The 24,769-nt window shown below is 66.1% G+C and carries 20 protein-coding genes; 18 read left to right on the top strand and 2 right to left on the bottom strand.

Annotation, left to right across the window (positions count from 1 at the left end):
- Positions 1 to 10 precede the first annotated feature (10 nt).
- The 3 genes from puuE to NFX52_RS18115 all read left to right on the top strand — a co-directional run bounded on the left by puuE (position 11) and on the right by NFX52_RS18115 (position 4,049).
- A complete protein-coding gene (gene puuE / locus NFX52_RS18125; protein WP_055394874.1) occupies positions 11 to 961 on the top strand; it encodes an allantoinase PuuE in 951 nt (316 codons plus the stop codon).
- Positions 962 to 1,038: 77 nt separating this feature from the next.
- Positions 1,039 to 2,817, top strand: a complete 1,779-nt coding sequence (gene uraD, locus NFX52_RS18120) for a 2-oxo-4-hydroxy-4-carboxy-5-ureidoimidazoline decarboxylase (RefSeq protein WP_055394872.1) — start codon at positions 1,039 to 1,041, stop codon at positions 2,815 to 2,817.
- Positions 2,814 to 4,049 carry a M20 family metallopeptidase gene (locus NFX52_RS18115; RefSeq protein WP_055394870.1) on the top strand — a complete coding sequence of 412 codons (1,236 nt, stop codon included), beginning with the start codon at positions 2,814 to 2,816 and terminating at the stop codon, positions 4,047 to 4,049. The genes uraD and NFX52_RS18115 overlap by 4 nt, the downstream gene beginning before the upstream one ends.
- 60 nt (positions 4,050 to 4,109) lie before the next feature.
- Here the strand turns inward: NFX52_RS18115 and NFX52_RS18110 are convergent, their stop codons facing one another.
- On the bottom strand, positions 4,110 to 5,450 hold the full coding sequence (locus NFX52_RS18110) for a glycerate kinase type-2 family protein (protein ID WP_055394868.1): 1,341 nt from the start codon (positions 5,448 to 5,450) through the stop codon (positions 4,110 to 4,112).
- Between the two features lie 220 nt (positions 5,451 to 5,670).
- Between NFX52_RS18110 and NFX52_RS18105 the strand changes: the two genes are divergently transcribed.
- The 15 genes from NFX52_RS18105 (at position 5,671) to otnI (ending at position 23,778) form a co-directional block, all read left to right on the top strand.
- Positions 5,671 to 6,999, top strand: a complete 1,329-nt coding sequence (locus NFX52_RS18105; RefSeq protein WP_055394897.1) for a C4-dicarboxylate transporter DctA — start codon at positions 5,671 to 5,673, stop codon at positions 6,997 to 6,999.
- Positions 6,996 to 7,700: a GntR family transcriptional regulator gene (locus tag NFX52_RS18100; protein WP_055394866.1), complete on the top strand. Its 705-nt coding sequence runs from the start codon at positions 6,996 to 6,998 to the stop codon at positions 7,698 to 7,700. Before NFX52_RS18105 ends, NFX52_RS18100 begins: the two co-directional genes overlap by 4 nt.
- Before the next feature lie 200 nt (positions 7,701 to 7,900).
- On the top strand, positions 7,901 to 9,388 hold the full coding sequence (locus tag NFX52_RS18095; protein WP_055394864.1) for a nucleobase:cation symporter-2 family protein: 1,488 nt from the start codon (positions 7,901 to 7,903) through the stop codon (positions 9,386 to 9,388).
- Positions 9,389 to 9,565: 177 nt separating this feature from the next.
- Positions 9,566 to 11,872, top strand: a complete 2,307-nt coding sequence (locus tag NFX52_RS18090; protein ID WP_055394862.1) for an NADP-dependent malic enzyme — start codon at positions 9,566 to 9,568, stop codon at positions 11,870 to 11,872.
- Between the two features lie 293 nt (positions 11,873 to 12,165).
- Positions 12,166 to 13,197, top strand: a complete 1,032-nt coding sequence (locus tag NFX52_RS18085) for an ABC transporter substrate-binding protein (protein ID WP_055394860.1) — start codon at positions 12,166 to 12,168, stop codon at positions 13,195 to 13,197.
- Positions 13,198 to 13,384: 187 nt separating this feature from the next.
- A complete protein-coding gene (locus NFX52_RS18080) occupies positions 13,385 to 14,209 on the top strand; it encodes an ABC transporter ATP-binding protein (RefSeq protein WP_055394858.1) in 825 nt (274 codons plus the stop codon).
- A gap of 18 nt (positions 14,210 to 14,227) precedes the next feature.
- Positions 14,228 to 14,995 (top strand): ABC transporter permease, encoded by a 768-nt coding sequence (locus NFX52_RS18075; protein ID WP_055394856.1) that lies wholly within the window; start codon positions 14,228 to 14,230, stop codon positions 14,993 to 14,995.
- A 267-nt stretch (positions 14,996 to 15,262) separates the two neighbouring features.
- Positions 15,263 to 16,345 (top strand): patatin-like phospholipase family protein, encoded by a 1,083-nt coding sequence (locus NFX52_RS18070; protein ID WP_252635766.1) that lies wholly within the window; start codon positions 15,263 to 15,265, stop codon positions 16,343 to 16,345.
- 109 nt (positions 16,346 to 16,454) lie between these two features.
- Positions 16,455 to 17,234 (top strand): FadR/GntR family transcriptional regulator, encoded by a 780-nt coding sequence (locus NFX52_RS18065; protein WP_055394854.1) that lies wholly within the window; start codon positions 16,455 to 16,457, stop codon positions 17,232 to 17,234.
- Positions 17,235 to 17,543: 309 nt separating this feature from the next.
- Complete coding sequence (locus NFX52_RS18060; RefSeq protein WP_055394852.1) at positions 17,544 to 18,911, top strand: GntP family transporter; 1,368 nt, start codon at positions 17,544 to 17,546, stop codon at positions 18,909 to 18,911.
- Positions 18,912 to 18,945: 34 nt separating this feature from the next.
- Positions 18,946 to 19,857, top strand: a complete 912-nt coding sequence (gene ltnD, locus NFX52_RS18055) for an L-threonate dehydrogenase (protein WP_055394850.1) — start codon at positions 18,946 to 18,948, stop codon at positions 19,855 to 19,857.
- On the top strand, positions 19,854 to 21,125 hold the full coding sequence (gene otnK / locus NFX52_RS18050; protein WP_055394848.1) for a 3-oxo-tetronate kinase: 1,272 nt from the start codon (positions 19,854 to 19,856) through the stop codon (positions 21,123 to 21,125). Before ltnD ends, otnK begins: the two co-directional genes overlap by 4 nt.
- A gap of 17 nt (positions 21,126 to 21,142) precedes the next feature.
- Entirely contained in the window at positions 21,143 to 21,832 is a 690-nt protein-coding gene (locus NFX52_RS18045; protein WP_055394893.1) for a class II aldolase/adducin family protein, read from the top strand.
- Positions 21,833 to 21,888: 56 nt separating this feature from the next.
- Positions 21,889 to 22,956 (top strand): alpha/beta fold hydrolase, encoded by a 1,068-nt coding sequence (locus NFX52_RS18040; protein WP_055394846.1) that lies wholly within the window; start codon positions 21,889 to 21,891, stop codon positions 22,954 to 22,956.
- Between the two features lie 24 nt (positions 22,957 to 22,980).
- Positions 22,981 to 23,778 carry a 2-oxo-tetronate isomerase gene (otnI, locus tag NFX52_RS18035; protein ID WP_055394844.1) on the top strand — a complete coding sequence of 266 codons (798 nt, stop codon included), beginning with the start codon at positions 22,981 to 22,983 and terminating at the stop codon, positions 23,776 to 23,778.
- Positions 23,779 to 23,808: 30 nt separating this feature from the next.
- On the opposite strand, the gene NFX52_RS18030 is transcribed toward otnI, so the two are convergent.
- A partial coding sequence (locus NFX52_RS18030) for an isopenicillin N synthase family dioxygenase (RefSeq protein ID WP_252635765.1) occupies positions 23,809 to 24,769 on the bottom strand: 961 nt, incomplete at its 5' end.

The following is a 24,769-nucleotide window of genomic DNA, read 5'->3' as shown; positions in this document are numbered from 1 at the left end:
CCGCATTCCCATGATCTACGACTCCACCCAAGCCTACCCCCGCGACCTCATCGGCTACGGCAAGACCCCGCCCCACGCGCAGTGGCCGGGCGGTGCGCGCATTGCCGTGCAGTTTGTGCTGAACTACGAGGAAGGCGGCGAAAACGCCGTGCTGCATGGCGATGCGGGCAGCGAGCAGTTCCTCTCCGAAATGTTCAACCCCGCAAGCTACCCCGAGCGGCACATGAGCATGGAGGGCATCTACGAATACGGCTCGCGCGCCGGCGTGTGGCGCATCCTGCGCGAGTTTGAAAAACGCAATCTGCCGCTCACGGTGTTTGGCGTGTCCACTGCTCTGCAGCGCCACCCCGAACTCACAGCCGCCTTGGTGGAGCTGGGCCACGAGATCGCCTGCCATGGCCTCAAGTGGATCCACTACCAGCACATCCCTGAAGAGGTGGAACGCGCCCACATGCAAGAGGCCATGGACATCCTCCAGCGCATGACGGGCGCGCGCCCCCTGGGCTGGTACACCGGCCGCGACAGCCCCAACACCCGCCGCCTGGTGGCCGACTTTGGCGGCTTTGAATACGACAGCGACTACTACGGCGATGACCTGCCCTTCTGGATGAAGGTGCGCAAAACCGATGGCAGCACGGCACCCCAGCTCATCGTGCCCTACACGCTGGACTGCAACGACATGCGCTTTGCCCTGCCACAGGGTTACTCGCACGCCGACCCGTTCTTTCAGTACATGAAGGACACCTTCGACGCACTGTATGCCGAGGGTAACCCCGACGGTGACAACGCCCCCAAGATGATGAGCATCGGCATGCATTGCCGCCTGTTGGGCCGCCCCGGCCGCATCACGGCGCTGCAACGTTTTCTGGACCACATCGCACAGCATGACAAGGTATGGGTGGCGCGGCGCATCGACATTGCGCGCCACTGGGCGCAGCATCATCCCGCGCCAACCGTGTGAGCCACATTTATGAACCAAATTGGCCTCCAGCGCTTATCCGATAAGCGCGAGCAGCTCACTTTTTTGAAGCGCCCACCATGCCACTGACCCTGGAACAACTCAACGCCGCCAGCCCCGCCGAGGCCTTGGCGCTGCTGGACGGGCTGTACGAACACTCGCCCTGGATTGCCGAGCAGGCCCTGGCGCAGCGGCCCTTCCGAACGCTGGCGCACCTGAAGCACGCGCTGGCGCAGGTGGTGCGCACCGCCGAGCTGGACGCCCAGCTGGGCCTGATCCGCGCCCACCCCGAGCTGGCGGGCAAAGCCATGGTGGCGAAAAACCTCACGGCCGAATCCACCAACGAGCAAAGCACGGCGGGCCTGACCCACTGCACGCCCGAGGAGTTCGAGCGCATCCAGCAGCTCAACGCGGCCTACAACGAGCGCTTCGGCTTCCCGTTCATCCTGGCCGTGCGCGGGCCGCGCGGCACGGGTCTGCCCAAGCGGGAGATCATCGACACCTTTGCGCGGCGCCTGGACAACCACCCCGAGTTCGAACTGGCCGAGGCCCTGCGCAACATCCACCGCATTGCCGAGATTCGCCTGAACGACAAGTTCGCGGCCGAGCCCGTGCTGGGCAACGACGTGTGGGACTGGCAGGAAAAACTGGCAGAACACTCCGACCCCGGCTTTGCCGAAAAAGGCCAGCTCACCGTCACCTACCTCACCGACGCGCACCGCGCCTGCGCACAGCGCGTCAGCCACTGGATGCGCGACTGCGGCTTTGACGAGGTGGAGATCGACGCCGTGGGCAACGTGGTGGGCCGCTACCACCCGGCGGCCCCAGGCGCACGCTATCTCATGACCGGCAGCCACTACGACACCGTGCGCAACGGCGGCAAATACGACGGCCGCCTGGGCATCTTCGTGCCCATGGCCTGCGTGCGCGAGTTGCACCGCTCCGGCAAGCGTCTGCCCTTCGGCATCGAGGTGGTGGGCTTTGCCGAAGAGGAAGGCCAGCGCTACAAGGCCACCTTCCTGGGCTCGGGCGCGCTCATCGGCGACTTCAACCCCGCATGGCTCGACCAGAAGGACGTGGATGGTGTGACCATGCGCGCGGCCATGCAGCATGCAGGCTTGTGCATTGATGACATCCCCAAGCTGCAGCGCGACCCGGCGCAGTACCTGGGCTTTATCGAAGTCCACATCGAGCAAGGCCCGGTGCTCAACGAGCTGGACCTGCCCCTGGGTGTGGTCACCTCCATCAACGGCAGTGTGCGTTTTCTGTGCGAGATGATCGGCACCGCCAGCCACGCTGGCACCACCCCGATGGACCGCCGCCGCGACGCGGCCGTGGCCGTGGCGGAGCTGGCGCTGTATGTGGAGCAGCGCGCCGCGCAAGATGGCGACTCGGTGGGCACCATCGGCCAGCTGCAGGTGCCCGCTGGCTCCATCAACGTGGTGCCGGGGCGTTGCCTGTTTTCACTGGATCTGCGCGCCCCTACCGATGCCCAGCGCGATGCGCTGGTGAGCGATGTGAAAGAGCAGCTCGCCCACATCGCGGCCCGGCGTGGCCTGCGCTACACCCTGGAAGAATCCATGCGCGCCGCCGCCGCGCCCAGTGCGCCCGCCTGGCAGCACCAGTGGGAGCGCGCCGTGGACACTCTGGGCGTGCCCGTGTTCCGCATGCCCAGCGGCGCGGGGCACGACGCGATGAAGCTGCACGAAATCATGCCCCAGGCCATGCTCTTTGTGCGCGGCCAGAACTCCGGCATCAGCCACAACCCGCTCGAATCCACCACCAACAACGACATGCAGCTGGCCGTGGACGCCTTCACCCAGGTGCTGCGCCAACTTGCCGAGGAACCACAACCATGACAACGAATAACAACTACGCCGCGCTGGACGCCTGGATCGACCAGCACTTCGACGAGGAAGTGCGCTTTCTGCAGGCCCTGGTGCGTGTGCCCACCGACACCCCGCCTGGCAACAACGCCCCCCACGCCGAGCGCACTGCGGAGCTGTTGACCGAGTTCGGCTACACCGCCGAGAAGCACGCCGTTCCGGCCGCCGACGTGTTGGCCTATGGTATGGAGTCCATCACCAACCTCATCGTGCGCAGACCGTACGGCGACGGCGGCAAGACCATTGCCCTGAACGCCCACGGCGACGTGGTGCCCCCCGGCGAAGGCTGGACACACGACCCCTACGGCGCCGAGGTCGCGGACGGTGCCATGTACGGCCGCGCCACCGCCGTGAGCAAGAGCGACTTCGCGAGCTTCACCTTCGCAGTGCGCGCGCTCGAAGCCGTCGCCAAGCCCGCCCGGGGCGCGGTGGAACTGCACTTCACCTACGACGAGGAATTCGGCGGCGAACTCGGTCCCGGCTGGCTGCTGCAAAAGGGCCTGACCAAGCCCGACCTGATGATCGCCGCTGGCTTCAGCTACGAAGTGGTGACTGCCCACAACGGCTGCCTGCAGATGGAAGTGACCGTGCACGGCAAGATGGCCCACGCCGCCGTGCCGCACACCGGCGTGGACGCACTGCAGGGCGCGGTGCACATCCTGAACGCGCTGTATGCGCAGAACGACGAGTACAGGAAGGTCACGTCCAAGGTCGAAGGCATCAAGCATCCGTACCTGAACGTGGGCCGCATCGAGGGCGGCACCAACACCAACGTCGTGCCCGGCAAGGTCATGTTCAAGCTCGACCGCCGCATGATCCCCGAAGAAAACCCGGTGGAAGTGGAAGCCGCCATCCGCCGCATCATCGAGCAGGCCGCGGGCGAGCGTGCCGGCATCAGCGTGGAGATCAAGCGCCTGCTGCTGGCCAACGCCATGACCCCGCTGGCGGGCAATGCACCGTTGGTCGAGGCGATCCAGAAACACGCCCAGGCCGTGCTGGGCGAGCCCGTGCCCGCCGTGGGCACGCCGCTGTACACCGACGTGCGCCTGTATGTGGAGCGCGGCATCCCCGGCGTGATCTACGGGGCCGGGCCACGTACGGTACTCGAATCCCACGCCAAGCGCGCCGACGAGCGACTGCAGCTGGAAGACCTGCGCCGTGCAACCAAGGTGATTGCGCGGGCGCTGTGCGATCTCCTGGCGTGAACTGTCAGGCAGAACTTGGGGGAAATTAGCCTCTAGCGCTTATCCATCAAGCGCTTGAAGCTACAAAATCAATAGCACACGGAAATCATTCACATTGGTGTGGGTAGGCCCCGTCACCACCAGATCCCCCAGGGGCTCAAAGAAGCCATAGGCGTCGTTGCGGTCCAGGTGGGCTGCGATGCGCAGGCCCGCCGCCTCGGCCCGCGCCAGCGTGTCGGGCGCCACGCGGGCACCCGCGTTGTCCTCCACGCCATCGATGCCGTCGGTGTCTGCGGCCAGCGCCCACACACCCGGCTGCCCCTGCAGCGCCTGCGCCAGGCCCAGGCAGAACTCGCCCGCGCGGCCACCCCGCCCCCGGGGTGTGCCTGGCGGCTGTGGGCGTACCGTCACGGTCGTCTCGCCGCCCGACAGGATCACGCACGGCCTTGTGAAGGGCTGACCACGCCGCGCCACGGCCCGCGCCAGTGCGGCGTGCACCTTGCCCACCTCGCGCGATTCGCCTTCGATTTCGTCCGACAGGATGTGCGCCTGCACACCCGCCGCCCGCGCGGCCTCGGCCGCAGCTTCCAGCGACTGCTGGGGCGTGGCGGTCATGTGCACCACATGGTGGGCAAACACGGCGTCGCCGGGCTTCGGGGTTTCCAGCGCGCCTGCTTCGAGGGCTGAGCGCACTGCAGTGGGCACCTCGATGCGATAGCGGTCCAGGATCGCCAGCGCATCAGTGCAGGTGGTGGCGTCAGGCACCGTGGGGCCGCTGGCAATGACCGAAGGGTCGTCCCCCGGCACATCGCTGATGGTGAGCGTGACCACCCGCGCAGGTGCGCAGGCCGCCGCCAGCCGCCCGCCCTTGATGCGCGAGAGGTGCTTGCGCACACAGTTCATTTCGTCGATGGCAGCGCCGCTTTCGAGCAGCGCCTTGTTGATGCGCTGCTTGTCCTCCAGCGTGAGGCCGTCGCCCGGGAGCGTGAGCAGGGCGGAGCCCCCGCCCGAGATGAGGCACAGCACCAGGTCGTTTTCAGTCAGCCCCTGCGTCAGCGCCAGGATGCGCTGCGCAGCAGCCAGGCCCGCCGCATCGGGCACGGGGTGGGCGGCTTCAACCACTTCGATGCGCTGCGCCAGGCCTTGCGGCCGGGGCGGTGTGTGGTGGTAGCGCGTGACCACCAGCCCCGACAAGGGTGCATCCGTAGGCCACAGTGCTTCGACGGCCTGCGCCATGGTGCCGCCCGCCTTGCCAGCACCCAGCACCAGCGTGCGGCCTCCGCTTTCGCGGCTGGGCGGCGGGGGCAAAAAGGCTGTAGTGTTGTGCAGCGGCAGCGCGCGGCGCACGGCAACACCGTAGAGATATTCGAGGAATTCGCCGCTCTGGCGAATGGGGTTTGGCACGGTGGGGGGGGTGGTCATGAATGGTCGTCTCCGCGAGCGATTGTGCGGCCACGGCCAGGGCATGGCCGTGCGCAGAAGTCAAAACTACTTCAACCCAGCCCACGGCGGCACGACGCGGTGGCGACGCGGTTGCCACGCGCAGCGCGGGATAACCCCATGTTCTGGCTCGCAACTGTTGTCTACAGTTCTTGTATGCAAGATTGATCAACAGTATCGCCTTCCTATCCAAAGGGTTCACATCCTCCGCTTTCTCAACTCCTTGTTTGGCCGGGTGGTCCTGGCCTTGATTGCCGGTGTGGCCATCGGGCTGCTCTGGCCCGATACGGCCGTACAGCTCAAGCCGCTGGGCGACGGTTTCATCAAGCTCATCAAGATGCTGATCCCGCTCATCGTCTTTTGTGTGGTGGTGCACGGCATCGCGGGCACGGGCGACCTGAAGCGTGTGGGCCGCGTGGGCATCAAGTCGCTGATCTACTTCGAGGTGGTCACCACCATCGCGCTGGTGCTGGGCCTGGCGCTCGCGTTCTGGTTTGAACCCGGTGTGGGCATGAATGTGGACCCGAAGGCGCTCGACCCCAAGGCGATGGGCGCCTATGCAGACAACGCCAGCAAGCTCACGGGTGGCGGCTTCAGCGACTTTTTGCTCAAGCTCATCCCCACCACCGCCGTGAGCGCCTTCGCCAATGGCGATGTGCTGCAGGTGCTGCTGTTCTCCATCGTCTTTGGCTGCGCGCTGGCGTTGATGGGCGAGCGCGGCGCGCGCGTCACCAGCCTCATCGAAGACCTGTCGCATGTGCTGTTCAAGACCATGGGCCTGATCATCAAGCTGGCGCCGCTGGGTGTGCTGGGCGCGATTGCGTTCACGGTGGGCAAGTACGGCATTGGCTCGCTCAAGCAGCTGGGCATGCTGGTGGTGCTGTTCTATGCGGCAGTGGCCATCTTCGTGGTGGTGGTGCTGGGCCTGATCATGCGGTTTTCGGGCTTCAGCCTGTTCAAGCTGCTGCGCTACCTGCGCGAGGAGCTGGCCGTGGTGTTTGCCACCACGTCGTCCGACAGCGTGCTGCCGCAGATCATGGCCAAGCTCAAGCACATGGGCATCCGCGACTCGACCGTGGGCCTGGTGATCCCCACGGGCTACTCGTTCAACCTGGACGCGTTCTCGATCTACATCACGCTGGCGGCCGTGTTCATCGCCCAGGCCACGAACACGCCCATCTCGATGGCCGACCTGCTGACCATCCTGGCGATCTCGCTGGTCACGTCCAAGGGCGCTCACGGTGTGCCGGGCTCGGCCATTGTGGTGCTGGCCGCCACGCTGCACGCGATCCCGGCCATCCCCGCCATCGGGCTGGTGCTGGTGCTGTCGGTGGACTGGTTCATGGGCATTGCCCGCGCCCTGGGCAACCTGATTGGCAACTGCGTGGCAACCGTGGCCATCGCGGCCTGGGAGGGCGACATCGACCGCGAGCGCGCACATGCCGTGCTGGACGGCCGCAGCACGCCGCCGCTGGCCCCCGAGGTCTCGCCAGAGATGGCGCCCCCGGTAGCGCCACAATCGGCCGCATGAGCATCAACCAGACCCAGATCGCCCAGCAGGTGGTGGAATCCATCCTTGCGCAAAAGCTCTCACCCGGCGAGCGCCTGGGCGAGCAGGAACTGGCCGACCTCTTCGGTGTGAGCCGTACCCTGGTGCGCGAGGCGCTCATGCAGCTGCAGGCCCGTGGTTTTGTCGAAGTGCGGCCACGCCGGGGCTGGTATGTGGTGGAGCCTACGGTGGAAGACGCACGCGATGCGTTCTCGGCCCGGCGCATCATCGAGTCGGGCATCCTGGCCGATGCGGGCCGCCCGCTGCAGAGCGTGACCCGCCGCCTGCGGGCGCACATCGCCGAAGAACAGCAGGCCATCGAAGGTGCAGATGCCGCCACACGCGCCTTTCTGCTCGCAGACTTCCACGTCTGCCTGGCCGAGGCGATGGGACACCGCAGCCTGAGCGACATCCTGCGCGACCTCACGGCGCGCACCACCTTGGCAGCCTCGCTGTACCAGTCGCAGCACGCGGCCAGCCAGTCGTGCGCCGAACACGCCGCCATCGTCGAAGCGCTGGAAGCAGGCAACACCACGCTGGCCCGCGAACGCATGCTGGCCCACATCGGGCATGTGGAAGGCGCCCTCAACCCCGGCCAGCCGCTGGTGCGGGACCGACTGCGTGAATCCCTCGCACCGCTGACCAGCCAACGCACCAAGGCGGCATCGACAGCCCTGAGCTAGCCCAAGCCGGTCGCGCCCCGGCCACAAACCTTCCCATCGCCTGCATCCACTGCAGGCGGGTATTTTGCTGCGCCCCTCTAAGGGTTTACCGGGATAAGCGCGTCCTGTCATTTTGTATACGATTTTTGTATGGACACTTGTGCACCATCCGGCTCAGGTGTCCCTTCCGTATTCATACCCCCAACCCCCGAAAGACTCGCATGAACCCGCCTGTACACCCCGTGGACGAACACCTACCTTTGGGGCGACTCACGGCGCTAGGCTTGCAGCATGTGCTGGTGATGTATGCGGGCGCTGTAGCGGTGCCGCTCATCGTGGGCCGCGCCCTCAACCTCACGCCCGACCAGGTGGCCAAGCTGATTTCGGCCGACCTGTTTGTATGCGGGCTGGTCACGCTGATCCAGGCGCTGGGCGCCTCGCGCTGGTTCGGCATTCAGCTGCCCGTGATGATGGGGGTGACCTTCGCATCGGTGGCGCCCATGGTCTCGATGGCGCAGACCACGGGCGGCACGGCCGGGGCCGGGCTTATCTTTGGCTCGGTGATTGGCGCGGGCGTGATTTCCATCCTGATCGCTCCGCTGGTCAGCCGCATGCTCCGGTTCTTCCCGCCGGTGGTCACCGGCACCATCATCGCGGTGATCGGCATCAGCCTGATGCGCGTGGGCATCAACTGGATCTTTGGCAACCCCGTGGGCCCCACGGCGCCCAGCGTGCCCAACCCCGAGCACCTCAAGTGGCTGGCCGATGCCCAAGCCGCTGCCGGAGCCCCTGGCTCTTCGCTGCCGCCGGTGCCCAAGGGCTTTGCGGTGGTGCCCACGGTGCCCAACCCCAAGTACGCGGACCTGACCGGCGTGGGCATCTCGGCCCTGGTGCTGCTGTCCATCCTGCTGATTGCCAAGTTCGCCAAGGGCTTCATTGCCAACATCTCGGTGCTGCTGGGCATCGTGATCGGCGCGGTGGTGGCCGTGGGCATGGGACTGATGAACTTCGACAAGGTGGCCAAGGCACAGTGGTTTGACCTGGTGCTGCCGTTTGAGATTGCCAGCCCCGTCTTCGACCCCATCCTGATCCTGACCATGACCCTGGTGATGATCGTGGTCATGATCGAATCCACCGGCATGTTCCTGGCCCTGGGGGAGATGACCGACCGCAAGGTGGACCAGGCGGCCCTCACGCGCGGCCTGCGCACCGACGGCCTGGGCACGCTGCTGGGTGGCATCTTCAACACCTTTCCGTACACCAGCTTCTCGCAGAACGTGGGGCTGGTCGCCGTCACCGGCGTCAAGAGCCGCTTTGTGTGCGTGGCCGGCGGCGTGATCCTGATCGTGCTGGGCGTGCTGCCCAAGATGGCCGCGCTGGTCGAGTCGCTGCCCACCATGGTGCTGGGCGGCGCGGGCCTGGTGATGTTCGGCATGGTGGCGGCCACAGGCATCCGCATTCTGGGCGGGGTGGACTTCAAGACCAACCGCTTCAACGCCATGATCGTGGCCGTATCCATCGGCGTGGGCATGGTGCCGCTGATCGCGCCCAACTTCCGCCAGTGGATGCCGCATGCCATCCACCCGCTGATCGAATCCGGTATCCTCCTGGCCTCGATCACGGCGGTGGCCCTGAACGTTTTCTTCAATGGCGCCAGCCGTGACACCTCCGCCGCTGTCAACGCCGCACGCCAGGCCGACGCCCACTAGCGTCCCGCTTGCACGCTGCCGAAAACCTGACACCGCCCGCGTGGCTCCGCCCCCTGTCCGCCATGGCTGCCAGGGGGTTTTGGCTTCATGCTGCATACGCATAAACCTGCATGCCAGCCGCCCACGCCATCGGGTACCCTTGTTTTGCATTCCGCCGAGGACTTCCAGGATTTCCGTATGACACAGAACATTTCCGCCGCCGAACAGGCCCTGCGCGACGCTGCGCGCGAATACCACCGCAATCCCACCCGGGGCAAGATTTCGGTCACCCCCACCAAGCCGCTGTCCAACCAGCGCGACCTGTCGCTGGCCTACTCGCCAGGCGTGGCCTATCCGTGCCTGGACATCGCGGCCGACCCCTCCAAGGCGTTTGACTACACATCGCGCGGCAACCTGGTCGCGGTGATCACCAACGGCACGGCGGTGCTGGGCCTGGGCGACATCGGCCCACTGGCCAGCAAGCCGGTGATGGAAGGCAAGGGCTGCCTGTTCAAGAAGTTCGCGGGCGTCGATGTGTTCGACATCGAACTGGCCGAGCGCGACCCCGACAAGCTCATCGAGATCATCGCGGCGCTGGAGCCCACGCTGGGCGGCATCAACCTCGAAGACATCAAGGCGCCCGAGTGCTTCTACATCGAGCGCGAACTCAGCAAGCGCATGAACATCCCGGTGTTCCATGACGACCAGCACGGCACGGCCATCATCAGCAGCGCCGCGCTGCTCAACGGCCTGGAGCTGGTGGGCAAGCAGATCGGCGAGGTGAAGATTGCCGTTTCTGGCGCGGGCGCGGCCGCCATTGCCTGCCTGAACGTGATGGTGGGCCTGGGCGTGAAAATCGAGAACGTCTTCGTGTGCGACTCCAAGGGCGTGATCTACGAAGGCCGCCCCGGTGGCTACGATGAGTCGAAGGCGCGCTACGCGCAAAAGACCGCCGCCCGCACGCTGGCCGATGCGGTCAACGGCGCCGACGTGTTCCTGGGCTGCTCGGCACCGGGCGTGCTCACGGCCGAGATGGTCAAGACCATGGGCCCCAAGCCCATCATCCTGGCGCTGGCCAACCCCGAGCCCGAGATCCGCCCCGAACTGGCCAAGGCCGTGCGCCCCGACTGCATCATTGCCACGGGCCGCTCCGACTACCCCAACCAGGTCAACAACGTCCTGTGTTTCCCGTACATCTTCCGCGGCGCGCTGGACTGCGGCGCGACCAAGATCACCGAGGCGATGAAGCTGGCCTGCGTGCGCCAGATCGCCGACCTGGCCAAGGCCGACATCAGCGAAGAAGTGGCCAGCGCCTATGCGGGCAAAGAGCTGACCTTTGGCCCCGACTACCTCATCCCTACACCGTTCGACTCGCGCCTGATCCTCAAGATTGCTCCCGCCGTGGCCAAGGCCGCAGCCGAATCGGGCGTGGCCACGCGCCCCATCGAAGACATGGAGGCCTACAAGGAAACGCTGTCGCGCTTCGTCTACCAGACCGGCATGCTGATGCGCCCCGTGATCATGGCTGCCAAGGCCCTGCCCGGCGCGCAAAAGCGCGTGGCCTACGCCGACGGTGAAGACGAACGCGCCCTGCGTGCCGCGCAGATGGCCATCGACGACAAGATCGCCACGCCCATCCTCATCGGTCGCCCCGCCGTGATTGCTGCGCGCATCGCCAAGGCCGGTCTGCGCATGCAGCTGGGCAAGGATGTGGAGGTATGCAACCCCGAGGACGACCCGCGCTTCCGACAGTACTGGGAGCACTACCACCAGCTCATGAAGCGCAACGGCGCCTCGCCCGAAGTGGCCAAGGCCGCCGTGCGCCGCTCCAACACCATCATTGCCTCGCTGATGGTGAAGCTGGGAGACGCCGACGCGATGATCTGCGGCCTGGTGGGCACGTATGAAACGCACCTGGAACGTATCCACAGCATCGTCGGCCGCCAGGAAGGTGCCCACAACTACGCTGCCCTGAACGCGCTGATGACCAACCGGGGCACGCTGTTCATTGCCGACACCTACGTGAACGAAGACCCCACGGCACAGCAGCTGGCGGACATCGCCTGGATGTCGGTGCAGGAGGTGCAACGCTTTGGCATCCCACCCAAGGTCGCTTTCCTGTCGCACTCCAGCTATGGCTCGTCCAAGCGCGCATCGGCGCGCAAGATGCGCGAGGCGCGTGACCTGTTCGTGGCCGCCCACCCCGAGATCGAGTGTGATGGCGAGCTGCACGGCGATGCCGCGCTGGAGCCGAACATCCGCAACGCCTACATGGCGGACTCGACCCTGACGGACTCGGCCAACCTGCTGATCTGCCCGAACCTGGATGCCGCCAACATCCTCTACAACGTGCTGAAGACGACCACCAGCGGTGGCGTCACGGTGGGCCCCATCCTGATGGGTGCCGCTGCCACGGCCTACATCCTGACCCCGGCCGCCACCGTGCGCCGGGTGCTCAACATGACGGCCCTGGCCGTGGCCAGCGCTGCTGCTCGGCCACGCTGAGCGCGTTGTGCCGTGCTGACCGTGCGCAGTCCATGAGCAGGCCTGCCCACACACCGTTTCAACGGGGCCCACGGGCCCCGTTTTTCATGGGCAAGCCAACCCCTCACCCGGCGCATGCACCATTTCGGGAAACCCAGCATGCTGACGTGCACCACTTCGGTGAACAATGGGGCACAGCGAAACACCCGCGTACACAAACCGGGCATCGTTTTTGCTGACTGCAGGTGTATGGCCCCTGGATGGGGCCCATGCCTTCCCTCACCGCATTTCCCCTCGCCCGACAGGAGCCCCCGATGAAAAAGAGACTGTTCATGCAAACCGCTGCCGCCCTGGCCCTGATCGGCAGCACCTCGCTGGCCCAGGCGCAGGCCACCACGCCCATCAAGTTCCAGCTCGACTGGCGCTTTGAAGGCCCCGCCGCGCTGTTCCTGCAGCCCGTGGCCAAGGGTTACTTCAAGGCCGCAGGCCTGGATGTGGCCGTGGATGCTGGCAACGGCTCGGGTGGTGCAGTGCAGCGCGTGGCCTCGGGCACGTACGACATGGGCTTTGCCGACCTGGCCGCCGTGATGGAGTTCCACGCCAACAACCCCGACGCGCAGAACAAGCCCGTGGCGGTGATGATGGTCTACAACAACACGCCCGCATCGGTCATGGCGCTGAAAAAGAGCGGCATCACCAAGCCCGCCGACCTGGCCGGCAAGAAGCTGGGCGCCCCCGTGTTCGACGCAGGCCGCCGCGCCTTCCCCATCTTCCAGAAGGCCAACGGCATTGGCGCTGTGACCTGGACGGCCATGGACCCGCCCCTGCGCGAAACCATGCTGGTGCGCGGCGATGTGGACGCCATCACCGGCTTCACCTTCACCTCGCTCCTGAACCTGGAAGCCCGTGGCGCCAAGGCCGCCGACGTGGTGGTGCTGCCCTATGCCGATTTCGGCGTAAAGCTCTATGGCAACGTGATCATCGCGTCTCCAAAGCTCATCAAGGAGAACCCGGCCGCCATCAAGGCGTTCCTGTCGGCCTTCACAAAGGGTGCCAAGGAAGTGATCGCCAACCCCGCAGCCGCCATCGAGCATGTGAAGGCACGCGACGGCATCGTGAACGTGCCGCTCGAAACCCGCCGCCTGCAACTGGCCATCGACACTGTCATCAACAGCCCCGACGCCCGCGCCGAAGGTTTTGGCCAAGCCAAGCCCGGCCGCCTGTCGCTGATGGCATCGCAGGTGTCGGACGCGTTCAACACCAAGACCCGCGTGAACGCCGACGATGTGTGGAACCCCAGCTTTCTGCCCCCTGCAGCCGAGCTGAACATCCTGCCGAAGAAGTGACACCCCCTGAGTCGCTTCGCGCCTTCCCCCTCTCTCGACTCGCTGCGCGAGTCGGGAGGGGGACGCCCCCGGTGCACGCCAGCGAAGCGCCGCCTACGCGGCAGGGCGGCCCTTGCACGGGGACGCTGGCCTGGGCTGCGCCCAGCATCAACCTCGGTGCACAAACACTACTCACTACGGACCTCTGATGCAGGCTGCTGATTCCTACTTTGTGGACTTCCGCGATGTCTGGCTCGCGTACAACGACGAGCTGCGCGCCAAGAACCAGTTTGCGGTGGAGGCCATCGACCTGCAGGTACGCCAGGGCGAATTCATCGCCATCGTGGGCCCCTCGGGCTGTGGCAAGTCCACCTTCATGAAGCTGGCCACGGGGCTGAAGATGCCATCGATGGGCAAGATCCTCATCGACGGCCAGCCGGTGACGGGGCCGCTCAAGGTCTCGGGCATGGCGTTTCAGGCGCCCTCGCTGCTGCCCTGGCGCACCACGGTGGACAACGTGCTGCTGCCGCTCGAAATCGTCGAGCCCTACCGCAGCAACTTCAAGCAAAAACGCAAGGAATACGAAGAACGCGCCCGCAAGCTGCTGCAGAAAGTGGGCCTCGCGGGCTACGAAGACAAGTTCCCCTGGCAGCTGTCGGGCGGCATGCAGCAACGCGCCAGCATCTGCCGCGCGCTGATCCACGAGCCCAAGATGCTGCTGCTGGACGAGCCGTTTGGCGCGCTCGACGCATTCACCCGCGAAGAGCTGTGGTGCATCCTGCGCGACCTGTGGACCGAGCAGCAGTTCAACGTGATCCTGGTCACGCACGACCTGCGCGAGTCGGTCTTTCTGGCCGACACGGTGTATGTGATGAGCAAGAGCCCCGGCCGGTTTGTGGTGCGCAAGGAGATCGGACTGCCCCGCCCGCGCGACCTGGAGGTGACCTACACCAAGGAGTTCACCGACATCGTGCATGAACTGCGCGGCCACATCGGTGCCCTGCGAAAAGCAGGCGCGCCCATCCAGCAGTAACCCGAAGACCTTCCCACCATGCACAAGAAAACCGTAGAGCGCTGGTCCCCCTGGCTGCTGCTGACCGCCACCATTCTGCTGTGGCAAATCATCTGTTCGGCCTTCAGCGTCCCCGAATTTCTCTTCCCCAGCCCCTGGGTCATTGCCACGCAGCTGGTCGAGTTCAGCGGCGTGATCGCCGCACACGCTTGGCGCACCTACTGGGTCACGATGGCGGGCTTTGGCATTGCCATCGTGGTCGGCGTGCTGCTAGGTTTTGTGATCGGCAGTTCTCGCCTGGCCTATGCCGCCGTGTACCCGCTGATGACAGCCTTCAACGCACTGCCCAAGGCGGCCTTTGTGCCCATCCTGGTGGTGTGGTTCGGCATTGGCGTGGGGCCTGCCATCCTCACGGCGTTTCTCATCAGCTTCTTCCCCATCATGGTCAACATCGCCACCGGCCTGGCCACCCTGGAGCCCGAGCTGGAAGACGTGCTGCGCGTGCTGGGCGCCAAGCGCTGGGACGTGCTGACCAAGGTGGGCCTGCCGCGATCCATGCCGTACTTCTACGGCTCGCTCAAGGTCGCCATCACGCTCGCGTTTGTGGGCACCACGGTGTCGGAGATGACCGCCGCCAACGAAGGCATCGGCTACCTGCTCATCAGCGCGGGCTCGTCCATGCAGATGGGCCTGGCCTTTGCGGGCCTGATGGTGGTGGGTGCGATGGCCATGGTCATGTACGAGTTGTTCAGCTGGATCGAAAAGCGCACCACAGGGTGGGCACACCGGGGCTCGCAAGGCGAGTAGGCAGGGTACATCCCCCTGAGTCGCCTTCGGCGCCTTCCCCCTTCTCTCGAATCGCTGGCGCGATTCGGGAAGGGGGACACCGCCAGCTCGGCGGGGCGGCCCTTGCGCGGCGGTTCTCGACCAGGCCGCGCCGGTTTCGACGATTGCGCTCCTTGCCAGTGCAAAGGATGCGCCGACAGTTCCTCTTCAGAAGCAATGGGCCGTCTTTCCCGCGCTGCCAACACGCCGCCGATATACTGCCCGCCCGTTGACCGCAGGACTCCCGGCATGCGCCTGACCGCCCTTTTCCACCCCATCGCGGCGTTTGCAGCGCCCCCCGCCATCCGGATCGCCATCGTCACGGCGGCGACCCTCTGTCTGGCGGCATGCGGCAGCACGGGCACCGCCCCCGCGCGCCCTGGCGATTCCACCAGCGCGCCGCTGGCGACATCTACCCCCGCACCCATCCGCATCGGGATCGCCCTGGGCGGCGGCGCGGCCAAGGGTTTTGCACACATCGGCGTGATCAAGATGCTGGAGGCCAATGGCTTTGCGCCCGCTGTGGTCTCTGGCACCAGTGCGGGCAGCGTGGTGGGTGCGCTGTATGCCAGCGGCATGAATGCGTTCGAGATGCAGGAAAAAGCTGTGGCGCTGGACGAAGCCAAGATCCGCGACCTGCAGCTCTCGTCCGGCGGCCTGGTGCTGGGCCAGAAGCTCGAAGACTATGTGAACGAGCAGGTGCGCCGCAAGCCGCTGGAGCAGATGGTCAAACCGTTTGTGGTGGTGGCAACGCGCCTCGAAGATGGCGAGCGCACAGTGTTTGCGCGCGGCAACACAGGCCAGGCGGTGCGTGCATCGAGCAGCGTGCCCGGCGTGTTCCAGCCCGTCACCATCGGCAAATACCATTTTGTGGACGGCGGCATCGTGAGCCCCGTGCCGGTGGACGCCGCGCGCCAGCTGGGTGCGGACATCGTGATCGCGGTGGATATCTCCAACAAGGCCCGGGGCCAGACGCCGGGCAACATGCTGGGCGCGCTCAACCAGTCCATTGCCATCATGGGCCAGAAGCTGGGCCAGGCCGAGCTGGCGCGGGCCGACGTGATCATCCGCCCGCAGGTGCTGGACATCGGCGCCGCCGACTTCAGCCAGCGCGCCAACGCCATCGTGGAAGGCGAGAAGGCCGCTCTGGCCGTGATGCCGCAAATCCGCGAGCGTGTGGCCCAGCTCCAGGCCGAGCGCAGCAAGGCGGCGGTGCAGGCCCAGCAGAAGGCGACCGAGGTGCAGCACCAGGCCTGCCTGGACAACCGCAGCCGGCTGCAGAAGCTGGCGGGCCTGGCCAAACTGGACGGCTCCTGCCCGGCGCCCAAGTAGCGCGGCAAACAAACGATTCCGGCGCAGTGCCCTTCGGGTAAAGTCACCTGCGCCCCGGCCTGCCCGCACATCCCGGCACCGACTTCACGCCCCACTGCCCGCCCCGCCCATGTCTTCGCCGTTCTCCGCCGTCAAACCCAGCGCCAAGCTCTCCGACCAGGTGGCCAGCGCGCTGGAGGCCGAGATCCGTGCGGGCCGCATCCAGGCGTCCGACAAGCTGCCCACCGAGGCGGTGCTGGCGCAGCAGTTTCAGGTCAGCCGCACGGTGGTGCGCGAGGCCATCTCGCGCCTCAAGTCGCTGGGGCTCGTGGACTCGCGGCAGGGTAGCGGCGTGTATGTGCTCGCGCCGGGCATCGAGCCGCTGCAGTTCGATGTACCCCTGGCGGCATCGCGCGAGGCGGTGATGCAGATCGTGGAAGTGCGCCGTGCGCTGGAGGCCGAGGTGGCCGAGCTGGCAGCCCTGCGTCGCACCGATGAAGACATTGCCGCCATCCGCGCCGCCATGCAGCACATTGCCGACGCCGTGCGCGCAGGCCGCGACGGGGTAGAGGAAGACGTGCTGTTCCACCGCGCCATCGCCCAGGCGGCAGGCAACCCGTTCATGATCAGCACGCTGGACTATCTGGCGCAGTTTCTCAAGGGCGCCACCCGCGTGACCCGCGCCAACGAGGCGCGGCGCGCCGACTTTGCCGACGCCGTGACCCATGAGCACACGCAGATCGTGCTGGCCATCGAGGCAGGCGATGCAGTAGCTGCCCGCGCTGCGGCGGCGCAGCACATGAAGAACGCACTGGCCCGCATCGAACAGGCCGACCTGGCCTTCTGGGCCCAGGACGGCGCGCGGCTGGCACAGCCGCTGGTGGCGGCATCCGGTCCACTGGTCTTCTGACCTTGTTGGCCGCCCAGCGGCGCGGGGACCTTGAGGCGGGAAAAGATTTCTTCCGAGCCGCTATTAAATCAATAGCTATTAGCGCTTACCAGATAAGCGCTAGATGGCAAAAAAACTTGCAAACACGAGCGTAGCGCCCGCCGCAGATGGCTACCGATACGGGTTAACCCGAAGCGGAATAGAACGCGGTAATTTGTATGATAACCATATAAACACATCAATCAAGGTGCCGACAGGAGCTGCAAATCGGCCGCTTGCACTGACCCGTTGCTCCGTCTGCCACCCTTCCATCCCGGAGATATCCCTCACATGTCCACCCTCGCACTTCTCGGAATCGGCGCCGGCAGCATTGCCCTGCTTCTGTTGCTCATCATCCGTTGGCAAGTCCACGCCTTCGTGGCCATGATGCTCGTGAGCTTTCTCGTCGCCTTCGCCACGGGCATGCCCATCGGCGACATCATCAGCACGCTGATTGCGGGCATGGGCGGCACGCTGGGTTCGGTCGCCATCCTGGTGGCACTGGGTTCCATGCTGGGACGGATGATCGAGGTCTCGGGCGGCGCAGCCAGCCTGGCCAACCGCTTCACGCAGCTGCTGGGGCCCACGCGGGTGCCCACGGCCCTCACGGCCGCCGCGCTGGTTCTGGCCATCCCGGTGTTTTTTGACGTGGGCTTCATCATCCTGGTGCCCATCGTCTACGGCTTTTGCAAGGCAGCGGGCGTCAACCCCATCAAGTTCGGCCTGCCCGTGGCGGGCATCATGCTGGCCGCACACGTGGTGGTGCCACCGCACCCCGGCATCGTGGGTGGGGCGGCCATCGTCAAGGGCGACATTGGCTGGATCACCATCATTGGCCTGGCCATCTGCATCCCGCTGGCTGCGCTGTCCCAGGTCGTGTCGGGGTGGCTCAACCGCAAGGGCTACCCCATGCTGCCCACCACGGCAGAGCAGTTTGCGGCCTTTGGCAACAGCGAAGACAGCACCGCGTCCAAGGCCCGCAGCGCACCGGGCGTGGGCACGATCATGGCGCTCATCCTGATCCCACTGGCCCTCATCATGGCAGGCACCACCGGCGCCACCCTGCTGCCCAAGGGCGACAGCCTGCGCAACGTGCTGGGCTTCATCGGCTCGCCCATCTTTGCGCTGATGGTGGCCGTGGGCCTGGCCATGTTTCTGCTGGGCCGCAACCAGGGCTGGAACCGTGAACGCACCAACGCCATCATGGAATCCGCCCTGCCCCCTGCCGCCACCGTGATCCTGGTGACAGGCGCAGGCGGCGTGTTTGCCAAGGTGCTCACCGCCAGCGGCATTGGCACGGCGCTGTCGCAAAGCCTCACCGCTACTCATCTGCCGCTCATCCTGCTGGCGTTCATCATCTCGCTGGCCCTGCGCGCCGCCCAGGGCTCGGCCACCGTGGCCATCATCACCACCTGCGGCCTGCTGGCCGATGCGATGACAGGTGGCGGGTATTCCCCCTTGCAAGTGGCGCTGCTCACGGTTGCCATCGGCTTTGGCAGCCTGGGCCTGTCGCACGTCAACGATTCGGGCTTCTGGATCGTGACCCGCTACCTGGGCCTGAGCGTGGGCGATGGCTTGCGCACCTGGACCGTGCTGACCACTGTGCTGGGCATCGCAGGTTTTGCAATGACCGCCCTGCTCTGGGCCCTCGTGGCCTGAGCCCCCTTGACCGTTTTCTTGAAGGACTGACAACATGACAAAACCCACCGTCGGCATCATCGGCCTGGGCGCCATGGGCGCTGGCATTGCCAAAACCCTGCGCAACAACGGTTTCACCATCCACGTGTGCGACGTGCGCCCCGGCGTGGCCGATGCCTTTGTGGCAGACGGTGGCACGGCCCACGCCAACACCGCTGCGCTGGCAGCGGTGAGTGATGTGGTGGTGTCGGTGGTGGTCAACGCGGCGCAGACAGAGAGCGTGCTGTTCGGCGACGATGGCAAAGGCGGCGCCGCAGCGGCCATGTGCCCCGGCAGCACCTTCGTGATGTGCTCCACCGTGGACCCCAACTGGTCCGTGGCGATGGAAGCGCGCCTGAACGCCCTGGGCCTGCACTATGTGGACGCCCCCATCTCCGGCGGCGCAGCCAAGGCTGCCTCGGGCCAGATGACCATGATGACCTCGGCCAAGCCCGAGGCCTATGCTGCAGCGGGTGCCGTGCTCGACGGCATGGCAGGCAAGGTGTACCGCCTGGGCGACAAGGCGGGCGCGGGCAGCAAGGTCAAGATCATCAACCAATTGCTGGCCGGTGTGCACATTGCCGTGGCCGCCGAAGCCATGGCCCTGGGCCTGCGCGAAGGCGTGGACGCTGCTGCGCTGTACGAGGTCATCACCCACAGCGCGGGCAACAGCTGGATGTTTGAAAACCGCATGGCCCATGTGCTGGCGGGCGACTACACGCCGCTGTCGGCCGTCGATATCTTCGTGAAGGACCTGGGCCTGGTGCTGGACACCGCACGCGCCAGCAAATTTCCCCTGCCGCTGGCGGCCACTGCGCACCAGATGTTCATGCAAGCCTCCACCGCAGGCTTTGCCAAGGAAGATGACAGCGCCGTGATCAAGATCTTCCCTGGCATCACGTTGCCCGAAGGAAAGGAGAAGGCATGACACGCGCGTTGCTGGGCTGCATTGCCGACGACTTCACGGGCGCGACCGACCTGGCCAACAACCTCGTGCGCGCAGGCATGCGCGTGGTGCAGGCCATGGGCGTGCCCACCGCACCGCTCGACGCCGAGGCAGACGCCATTGTGGTCGCGCTCAAGTCGCGCACCATTCCCAAAGACGAGGCCATCGCCCAGTCCCTGGCCGCACTGCAATGGCTGAAAGCGCAAGGCGCCGAGCAGATCTACTTCAAATACTGCTCCACCTTTGACAGCACGGCCGAAGGCAACATCGGCCCCGTGACCGATGCGCTGATGCAGGCCCTGGGCACCGACTTCACCATCGCCACGCCCGCCTTCCCCGACAACAAGCGCACCGTGTTCAAGGGTTACCTATTTGTGGGCGATGTGCTGCTGAACGAGAGCGGCATGCAAAACCACCCGCTCACGCCCATGACCGACCCCAACCTGGTGCGCGTGCTGCAAGCGCAGACGGCCAGCCGCGTGGGCCTGATCGACCACGGTGTGGTCGCACAGGGCGAGGCTGCCATCCGCGCGCGCATCGACCAACTCAAGGCCGAGGGTGTGCGCATGGCCGTGGTCGATGCGGTGTCCAACGCCGACCTGCTGCGCCTGGGCCCTGCGCTCAAGGGCATGCCGCTGGTGACGGCCGGCTCGGGCGTGGCCATTGGCCTGCCGGGCAACTTTGGCGTGGCTCCCAGCAACGAGGCCGCCCGCCTGCCCGCAGCGCAAGGGCTGCAGGCCATCGTTTCGGGCAGCTGCTCGGTGGCGACCAACCAGCAGGTGATGGATTTCATCAAGGCAGGCAAGCCAGCCCTGGCCATCGACCCGCTGCGCATCGCCGCAGGCGTGGACGTGGCCGCCGAAGCGCTGGCATGGGCGGAAGGCCACATGGGCCAGGGGCCGGTGCTGGTGTATTCCACCGCCGAGCCATCGGCCGTGCGCGCCATTCAGGGCAAGCTGGGTTCCGAGAAAGCCGGTGCCATGGTGGAAGACACCATTGCCGCCATTGCACGCGGCCTGGTGCAGCGCGGTGTGCGCCAACTCATCGTGGCAGGTGGTGAAACCTCCGGTGCCTGCGTGCAGGCCCTGGGCATCACGCAAATGCGCATTGGCGCGCAGATCGACCCCGGCGTGCCGTGGTGCCATGCCGTGGCCCCCGACGCCAAGGACGGTCTGCACATCACGCTGAAGTCGGGCAATTTCGGCAGCACCGACTTTTTTACCAAGGCTTTTGCACAATTGTTGGCATGACCTCTACCCCCGCCTTCATGGATGAGCCACAAGCCCGCGATGAGATCTGCCGCGTGGGCCGCAGCCTGTTTGAGCGGGGCTATGTGCATGCCACCGCAGGCAACATCAGCGTGCGCCTGGCCGACGGCTACCTCATCACCCCCACCGATGCCTGCCTGGGCACGCTGCAGCCCGAGCGGCTGGCGCGCCTGGACGCCCAAGGCCAGCAGGTGGCGGGCGACCGGGCCAGCAAGACCATTGCGCTGCACCGGCAGATTTACGAGGCCTCGGCTTCGACTGCGGCCCCGGCGCGCTGCGTGATCCACACCCACAGCACGCACCTGGTGGCCTGCTCGCTGCAAGCCGACACGTCTGCAGACGGCCGGTTGGCGCCCGACGCGCAATTGCTGCCTCCCGTCACGCCCTACTTCGTCATGAAGGTGGGCCGCGTGCCGCACATTCCCTACCACCGCCCCGGTGACGCCGCAGCGGCAGCGCAGGTGGCGCAGACCATCACCCGCTATGCCGCACAGGGCAGCCCCGTGCGTGCCGTGATGCTGGCGCGCCTGGGGCCCAACGTGTGGCACGACACGCCTGCCGCCGCCATGGCCGTTCTGGAAGAGCTGGAAGAAACCGCCCGCCTGTGGATGCTGTTCCAGCCCCGCCCCACGCCGCTGACCGAGCCCCAGATCGAGGAGCTGCGCCAGAGCTTTGGTGCACACTGGTAACGGGCTGGCTGCGCACAAGGCGCGGGGATGAAAGAACACACACAAGGAGACAAACCATGACCCTTTCTTTCTGGCGCAAAGCCTTTGCCCCCATGCTGCTGGGCGTGCTGGCCACCGGCGGCGCATCGGCTGCGGACTACCCCGCCCCCAAGCACGGCGAATGGGTCGTCAAGGACTTCCGCTTCCACACCGGCCAGACCCTGCCCGAACTCAAGCTGGCCTACTCCACCGTGGGCGAGCCCACCGGAGAGCCCGTGCTGGTGCTGCATGGCACCAACGGCTCGGCAGAGAGCATGCTCACGCCCGGCTTTGCAGGCACGCTGTTTGGCCCCGGCCAGCCGCTGGATGCGCGCAAGTACTTCATCATCCTGCCGGACGCCATCGGCACCGGCCGCTCCAGCAAGCCGTCAGACGGCCTGCGCACGGCCTTTCCGGCCTACAACTATGACGACATGGTGCAGGCCCAATACCGCCTGCTAACCGAGCACCTGGGCGTGCGCCATGTGCGCGCCATCATTGGCAACTCCATGGGCGGCATGCACACCTGGGTGTGGGCCCAGCGCCACCCCGACTTCATGGACATTGCCGTACCCATGGCCTCGCTGCCCGCCGCCATGTCGGGCCGCAACTGGATGATGCGCCGCCTGCTGGTGGATGCCATCCGCAACGACCCCGAATGGCAGGGTGGCAACTACACCCGCCAGCCCCGCAGCCTGCAGTTTGCGTCGGTGTTCTTTGGCACGGGCACCAACGGGGGCAACCAGGGCCTGCAAAAGCTGGCCCCCAACCGCGCTGCGGCCGATGCACTGGTGGAGCAACGCCTCAAAGCCCCATTCCGTGGCGATGCCAACGACCACATCTACCAGTGGGAAGCATCGCGCGACTACGACCCCGAGCCCGGGCTGGAACGCATCACTGCGCGCGTGCTGGCCATCAACTCGGCAGACGACGAGCGCAACCCACCCGAGCTGGGTGTGTTGGACAAAGCCATCGCCCGCATCCCGCACGCACAGGCCTACGTGATCCCTGCCAGCGCCGACACCCTCGGCCACAGCACGGTGGGCCTGGCGCGCTTTTACCAAGACCGGCTGGCGCAGGTGCTCACCAGCGCACCGCGCCGCTGACCGCTTTTTTCTCAGGAATCTTTCATGCCCCGCTTTGCCGCCAACCTGTCCATGCTCTACAACGACGTGGACTTTCTCGACCGTTTTGCCGCCGCTGCCCGCGATGGCTTCCAGGCGGTGGAGTACCTTTTTCCCTACGCCTACCCTGCGCAAGAACTGGCCACACGCCTGCAAGCCAACAGCCTGCAGCAGGTGTTGTTCAACGCCCCGCCCGGCAACTGGGACGCGGGCGAGCGTGGGCTGGCCTGCCTGCCCGGGCGCGAGGCCGAGTTCCGCGAAGGAATTGCCAAAGCCATCGAATACGCCCAGGCGCTGCAGTGCCCCCGCATCCACGTCATGGCCGGGCTGGTGCCCCAGGGCGCGGACGCTGCCACCGTGCGCGCCACCTACATCACCAACGTGCGCCACGCAGCCGCGCTGGCTGCACCCCATGGCATCCAGATCCTGCTGGAGCCCATCAATGGCCGCGACATGCCCGGCTTCTTCCTGAGACGCCAGGACCAGGCCCATGCGCTGATCGCAGAGATCGGCGCCGCCAACGTGAAGGTGCAGATGGACCTGTACCACTGCCAGATCATGGAAGGCGACCTGGCCATGAAGGTGCGCCAGTACCTGCCCACCGGCAACGTCGGCCACTTCCAGATTGCCGGTGTGCCCGAGCGCCACGAGCCCGATGTGGGCGAAATCAACTACACCTACCTGTTCAAGCTGCTGGACAGCCTGGGCTACGACGGCTGGATCGGCTGCGAATACCGCCCCGCGCGCGGCGCGGCGCCCCATGCCACATCCGACGGGCTGGGCTGGCTCCAGCCCTGGCTGTAAGCCGCACGGCCACCGGCAGCCTACGCGCCATCAATACGCCTTGAAGTTCGCCGCCACCCGCTGGTTCAGGTAGTCACCCGCAGCAATCGCCGGGTACTTCTTGCCGGGCCCCGCGATGATGGCGTCGCGGTTGGCCTGGGCAAAGAAGGCAATGCTGTAGCGCGGGCCCATGTACTCGCCCGGCAGCGGGTTCTTCACACGGTGGAAGTTGCTGGGCAGCTGGTCGTCGCTCCAGCGCATCAGCATGTCCCCGATGTTGCAGGTGATGGCCCGCTCGTCGGGCTCCACCGAGGTCCAGGCCTGGGTGTCCATCTCCTTGCCCGGGCACACCTGCAGGCCGCCCTGGCCCTGGCGCTGAAAGAGCAGGGTCAGGCAATCAAAGTCGGTATGCGCCCCGGCGCGCCACAGGCCCAGGCTGGCTTGTTGCTCGAGCGGGGTCGCAAAGTAGTGCAGCAGGCGCAAGGTGCTTTGGTAGCTGGCCTGTGCAGGGTCGTGCGCGCGGGCAAAGAAGGCCTCGTCAAACCCCAGCTTCCACGCAAAACACGACAGCACCTGCATGGCCACCTGCCAGCACTGGCCCTCAAACGCGAGCATGGTGGCCTGGAAGCCTGCCAGCTCCTCGTCGGTGGGCCACAGGCCTGCCATGTGCGGGCGGGTGATCTGGTACGACTCCTTCTGGTCCGGTGTGCCGGTGGAGGGGCGCACCTGCGCGCGGCTCTCCCAGCCCACGTTGAGCGCCTTCTTGAGCGGGTACTGCGCCTTCACGGCATCAGGCAGCGCAAAGAAGCGCTCGGTCATCGCAAAGGCTTTATGCACCTCGGCCAGGTCAATGCCGTGGTTCACGATCTGGAAAAAGCCGACATCGACGGCGGCGTCCCATAGCTGGTCGGCAATCTCGGTCTTGCGCTGAGCAAAGTGGCTGAGGTCGATGCGGCGGATCTCGCGGCTCGCGGTTTCCGAGCCCATCGCGCCCATGCGCGTTTCTTTTTGC

The organism is Acidovorax facilis, assembly GCF_023913775.1.
In the GTDB taxonomy this organism is placed as follows: Bacteria; Pseudomonadota; Gammaproteobacteria; order Burkholderiales; family Burkholderiaceae_C; genus Acidovorax; species Acidovorax facilis.
Note: the sequence above shows the minus strand (reverse complement) of the source record. Positions and strands in the feature narration are given on the sequence as shown.

Excerpts from the sequence above, each read along its gene's own strand:
- NFX52_RS18085 (WP_055394860.1), top strand. The coding sequence starts at position 12,166 with ATGAAAAAGAGACTGTTCATGCAAACCGCTGCCGCCCTGGCCCTGATC.
- otnI (WP_055394844.1), top strand. The coding sequence starts at position 22,981 with ATGCCCCGCTTTGCCGCCAACCTGTCCATGCTCTACAACGACGTGGAC.
- puuE (WP_055394874.1), top strand. The coding sequence starts at position 11 with ATGATCTACGACTCCACCCAAGCCTACCCCCGCGACCTCATCGGCTAC.
- otnK (WP_055394848.1), top strand. The coding sequence starts at position 19,854 with ATGACACGCGCGTTGCTGGGCTGCATTGCCGACGACTTCACGGGCGCG.
- NFX52_RS18065 (WP_055394854.1), top strand. The coding sequence starts at position 16,455 with ATGTCTTCGCCGTTCTCCGCCGTCAAACCCAGCGCCAAGCTCTCCGAC.
- NFX52_RS18060 (WP_055394852.1), top strand. The coding sequence starts at position 17,544 with ATGTCCACCCTCGCACTTCTCGGAATCGGCGCCGGCAGCATTGCCCTG.
- NFX52_RS18095 (WP_055394864.1), top strand. The coding sequence starts at position 7,901 with ATGAACCCGCCTGTACACCCCGTGGACGAACACCTACCTTTGGGGCGA.
- NFX52_RS18110 (WP_055394868.1), bottom strand. The coding sequence starts at position 5,450 with ATGACCACCCCCCCCACCGTGCCAAACCCCATTCGCCAGAGCGGCGAA.
- ltnD (WP_055394850.1), top strand. The coding sequence starts at position 18,946 with ATGACAAAACCCACCGTCGGCATCATCGGCCTGGGCGCCATGGGCGCT.
- NFX52_RS18090 (WP_055394862.1), top strand. The coding sequence starts at position 9,566 with ATGACACAGAACATTTCCGCCGCCGAACAGGCCCTGCGCGACGCTGCG.
- NFX52_RS18070 (WP_252635766.1), top strand. The coding sequence starts at position 15,263 with ATGCGCCTGACCGCCCTTTTCCACCCCATCGCGGCGTTTGCAGCGCCC.
- NFX52_RS18115 (WP_055394870.1), top strand. The coding sequence starts at position 2,814 with ATGACAACGAATAACAACTACGCCGCGCTGGACGCCTGGATCGACCAG.
- NFX52_RS18100 (WP_055394866.1), top strand. The coding sequence starts at position 6,996 with ATGAGCATCAACCAGACCCAGATCGCCCAGCAGGTGGTGGAATCCATC.
- NFX52_RS18075 (WP_055394856.1), top strand. The coding sequence starts at position 14,228 with ATGCACAAGAAAACCGTAGAGCGCTGGTCCCCCTGGCTGCTGCTGACC.
- NFX52_RS18045 (WP_055394893.1), top strand. The coding sequence starts at position 21,143 with ATGGATGAGCCACAAGCCCGCGATGAGATCTGCCGCGTGGGCCGCAGC.
- NFX52_RS18040 (WP_055394846.1), top strand. The coding sequence starts at position 21,889 with ATGACCCTTTCTTTCTGGCGCAAAGCCTTTGCCCCCATGCTGCTGGGC.
- uraD (WP_055394872.1), top strand. The coding sequence starts at position 1,039 with ATGCCACTGACCCTGGAACAACTCAACGCCGCCAGCCCCGCCGAGGCC.
- NFX52_RS18080 (WP_055394858.1), top strand. The coding sequence starts at position 13,385 with ATGCAGGCTGCTGATTCCTACTTTGTGGACTTCCGCGATGTCTGGCTC.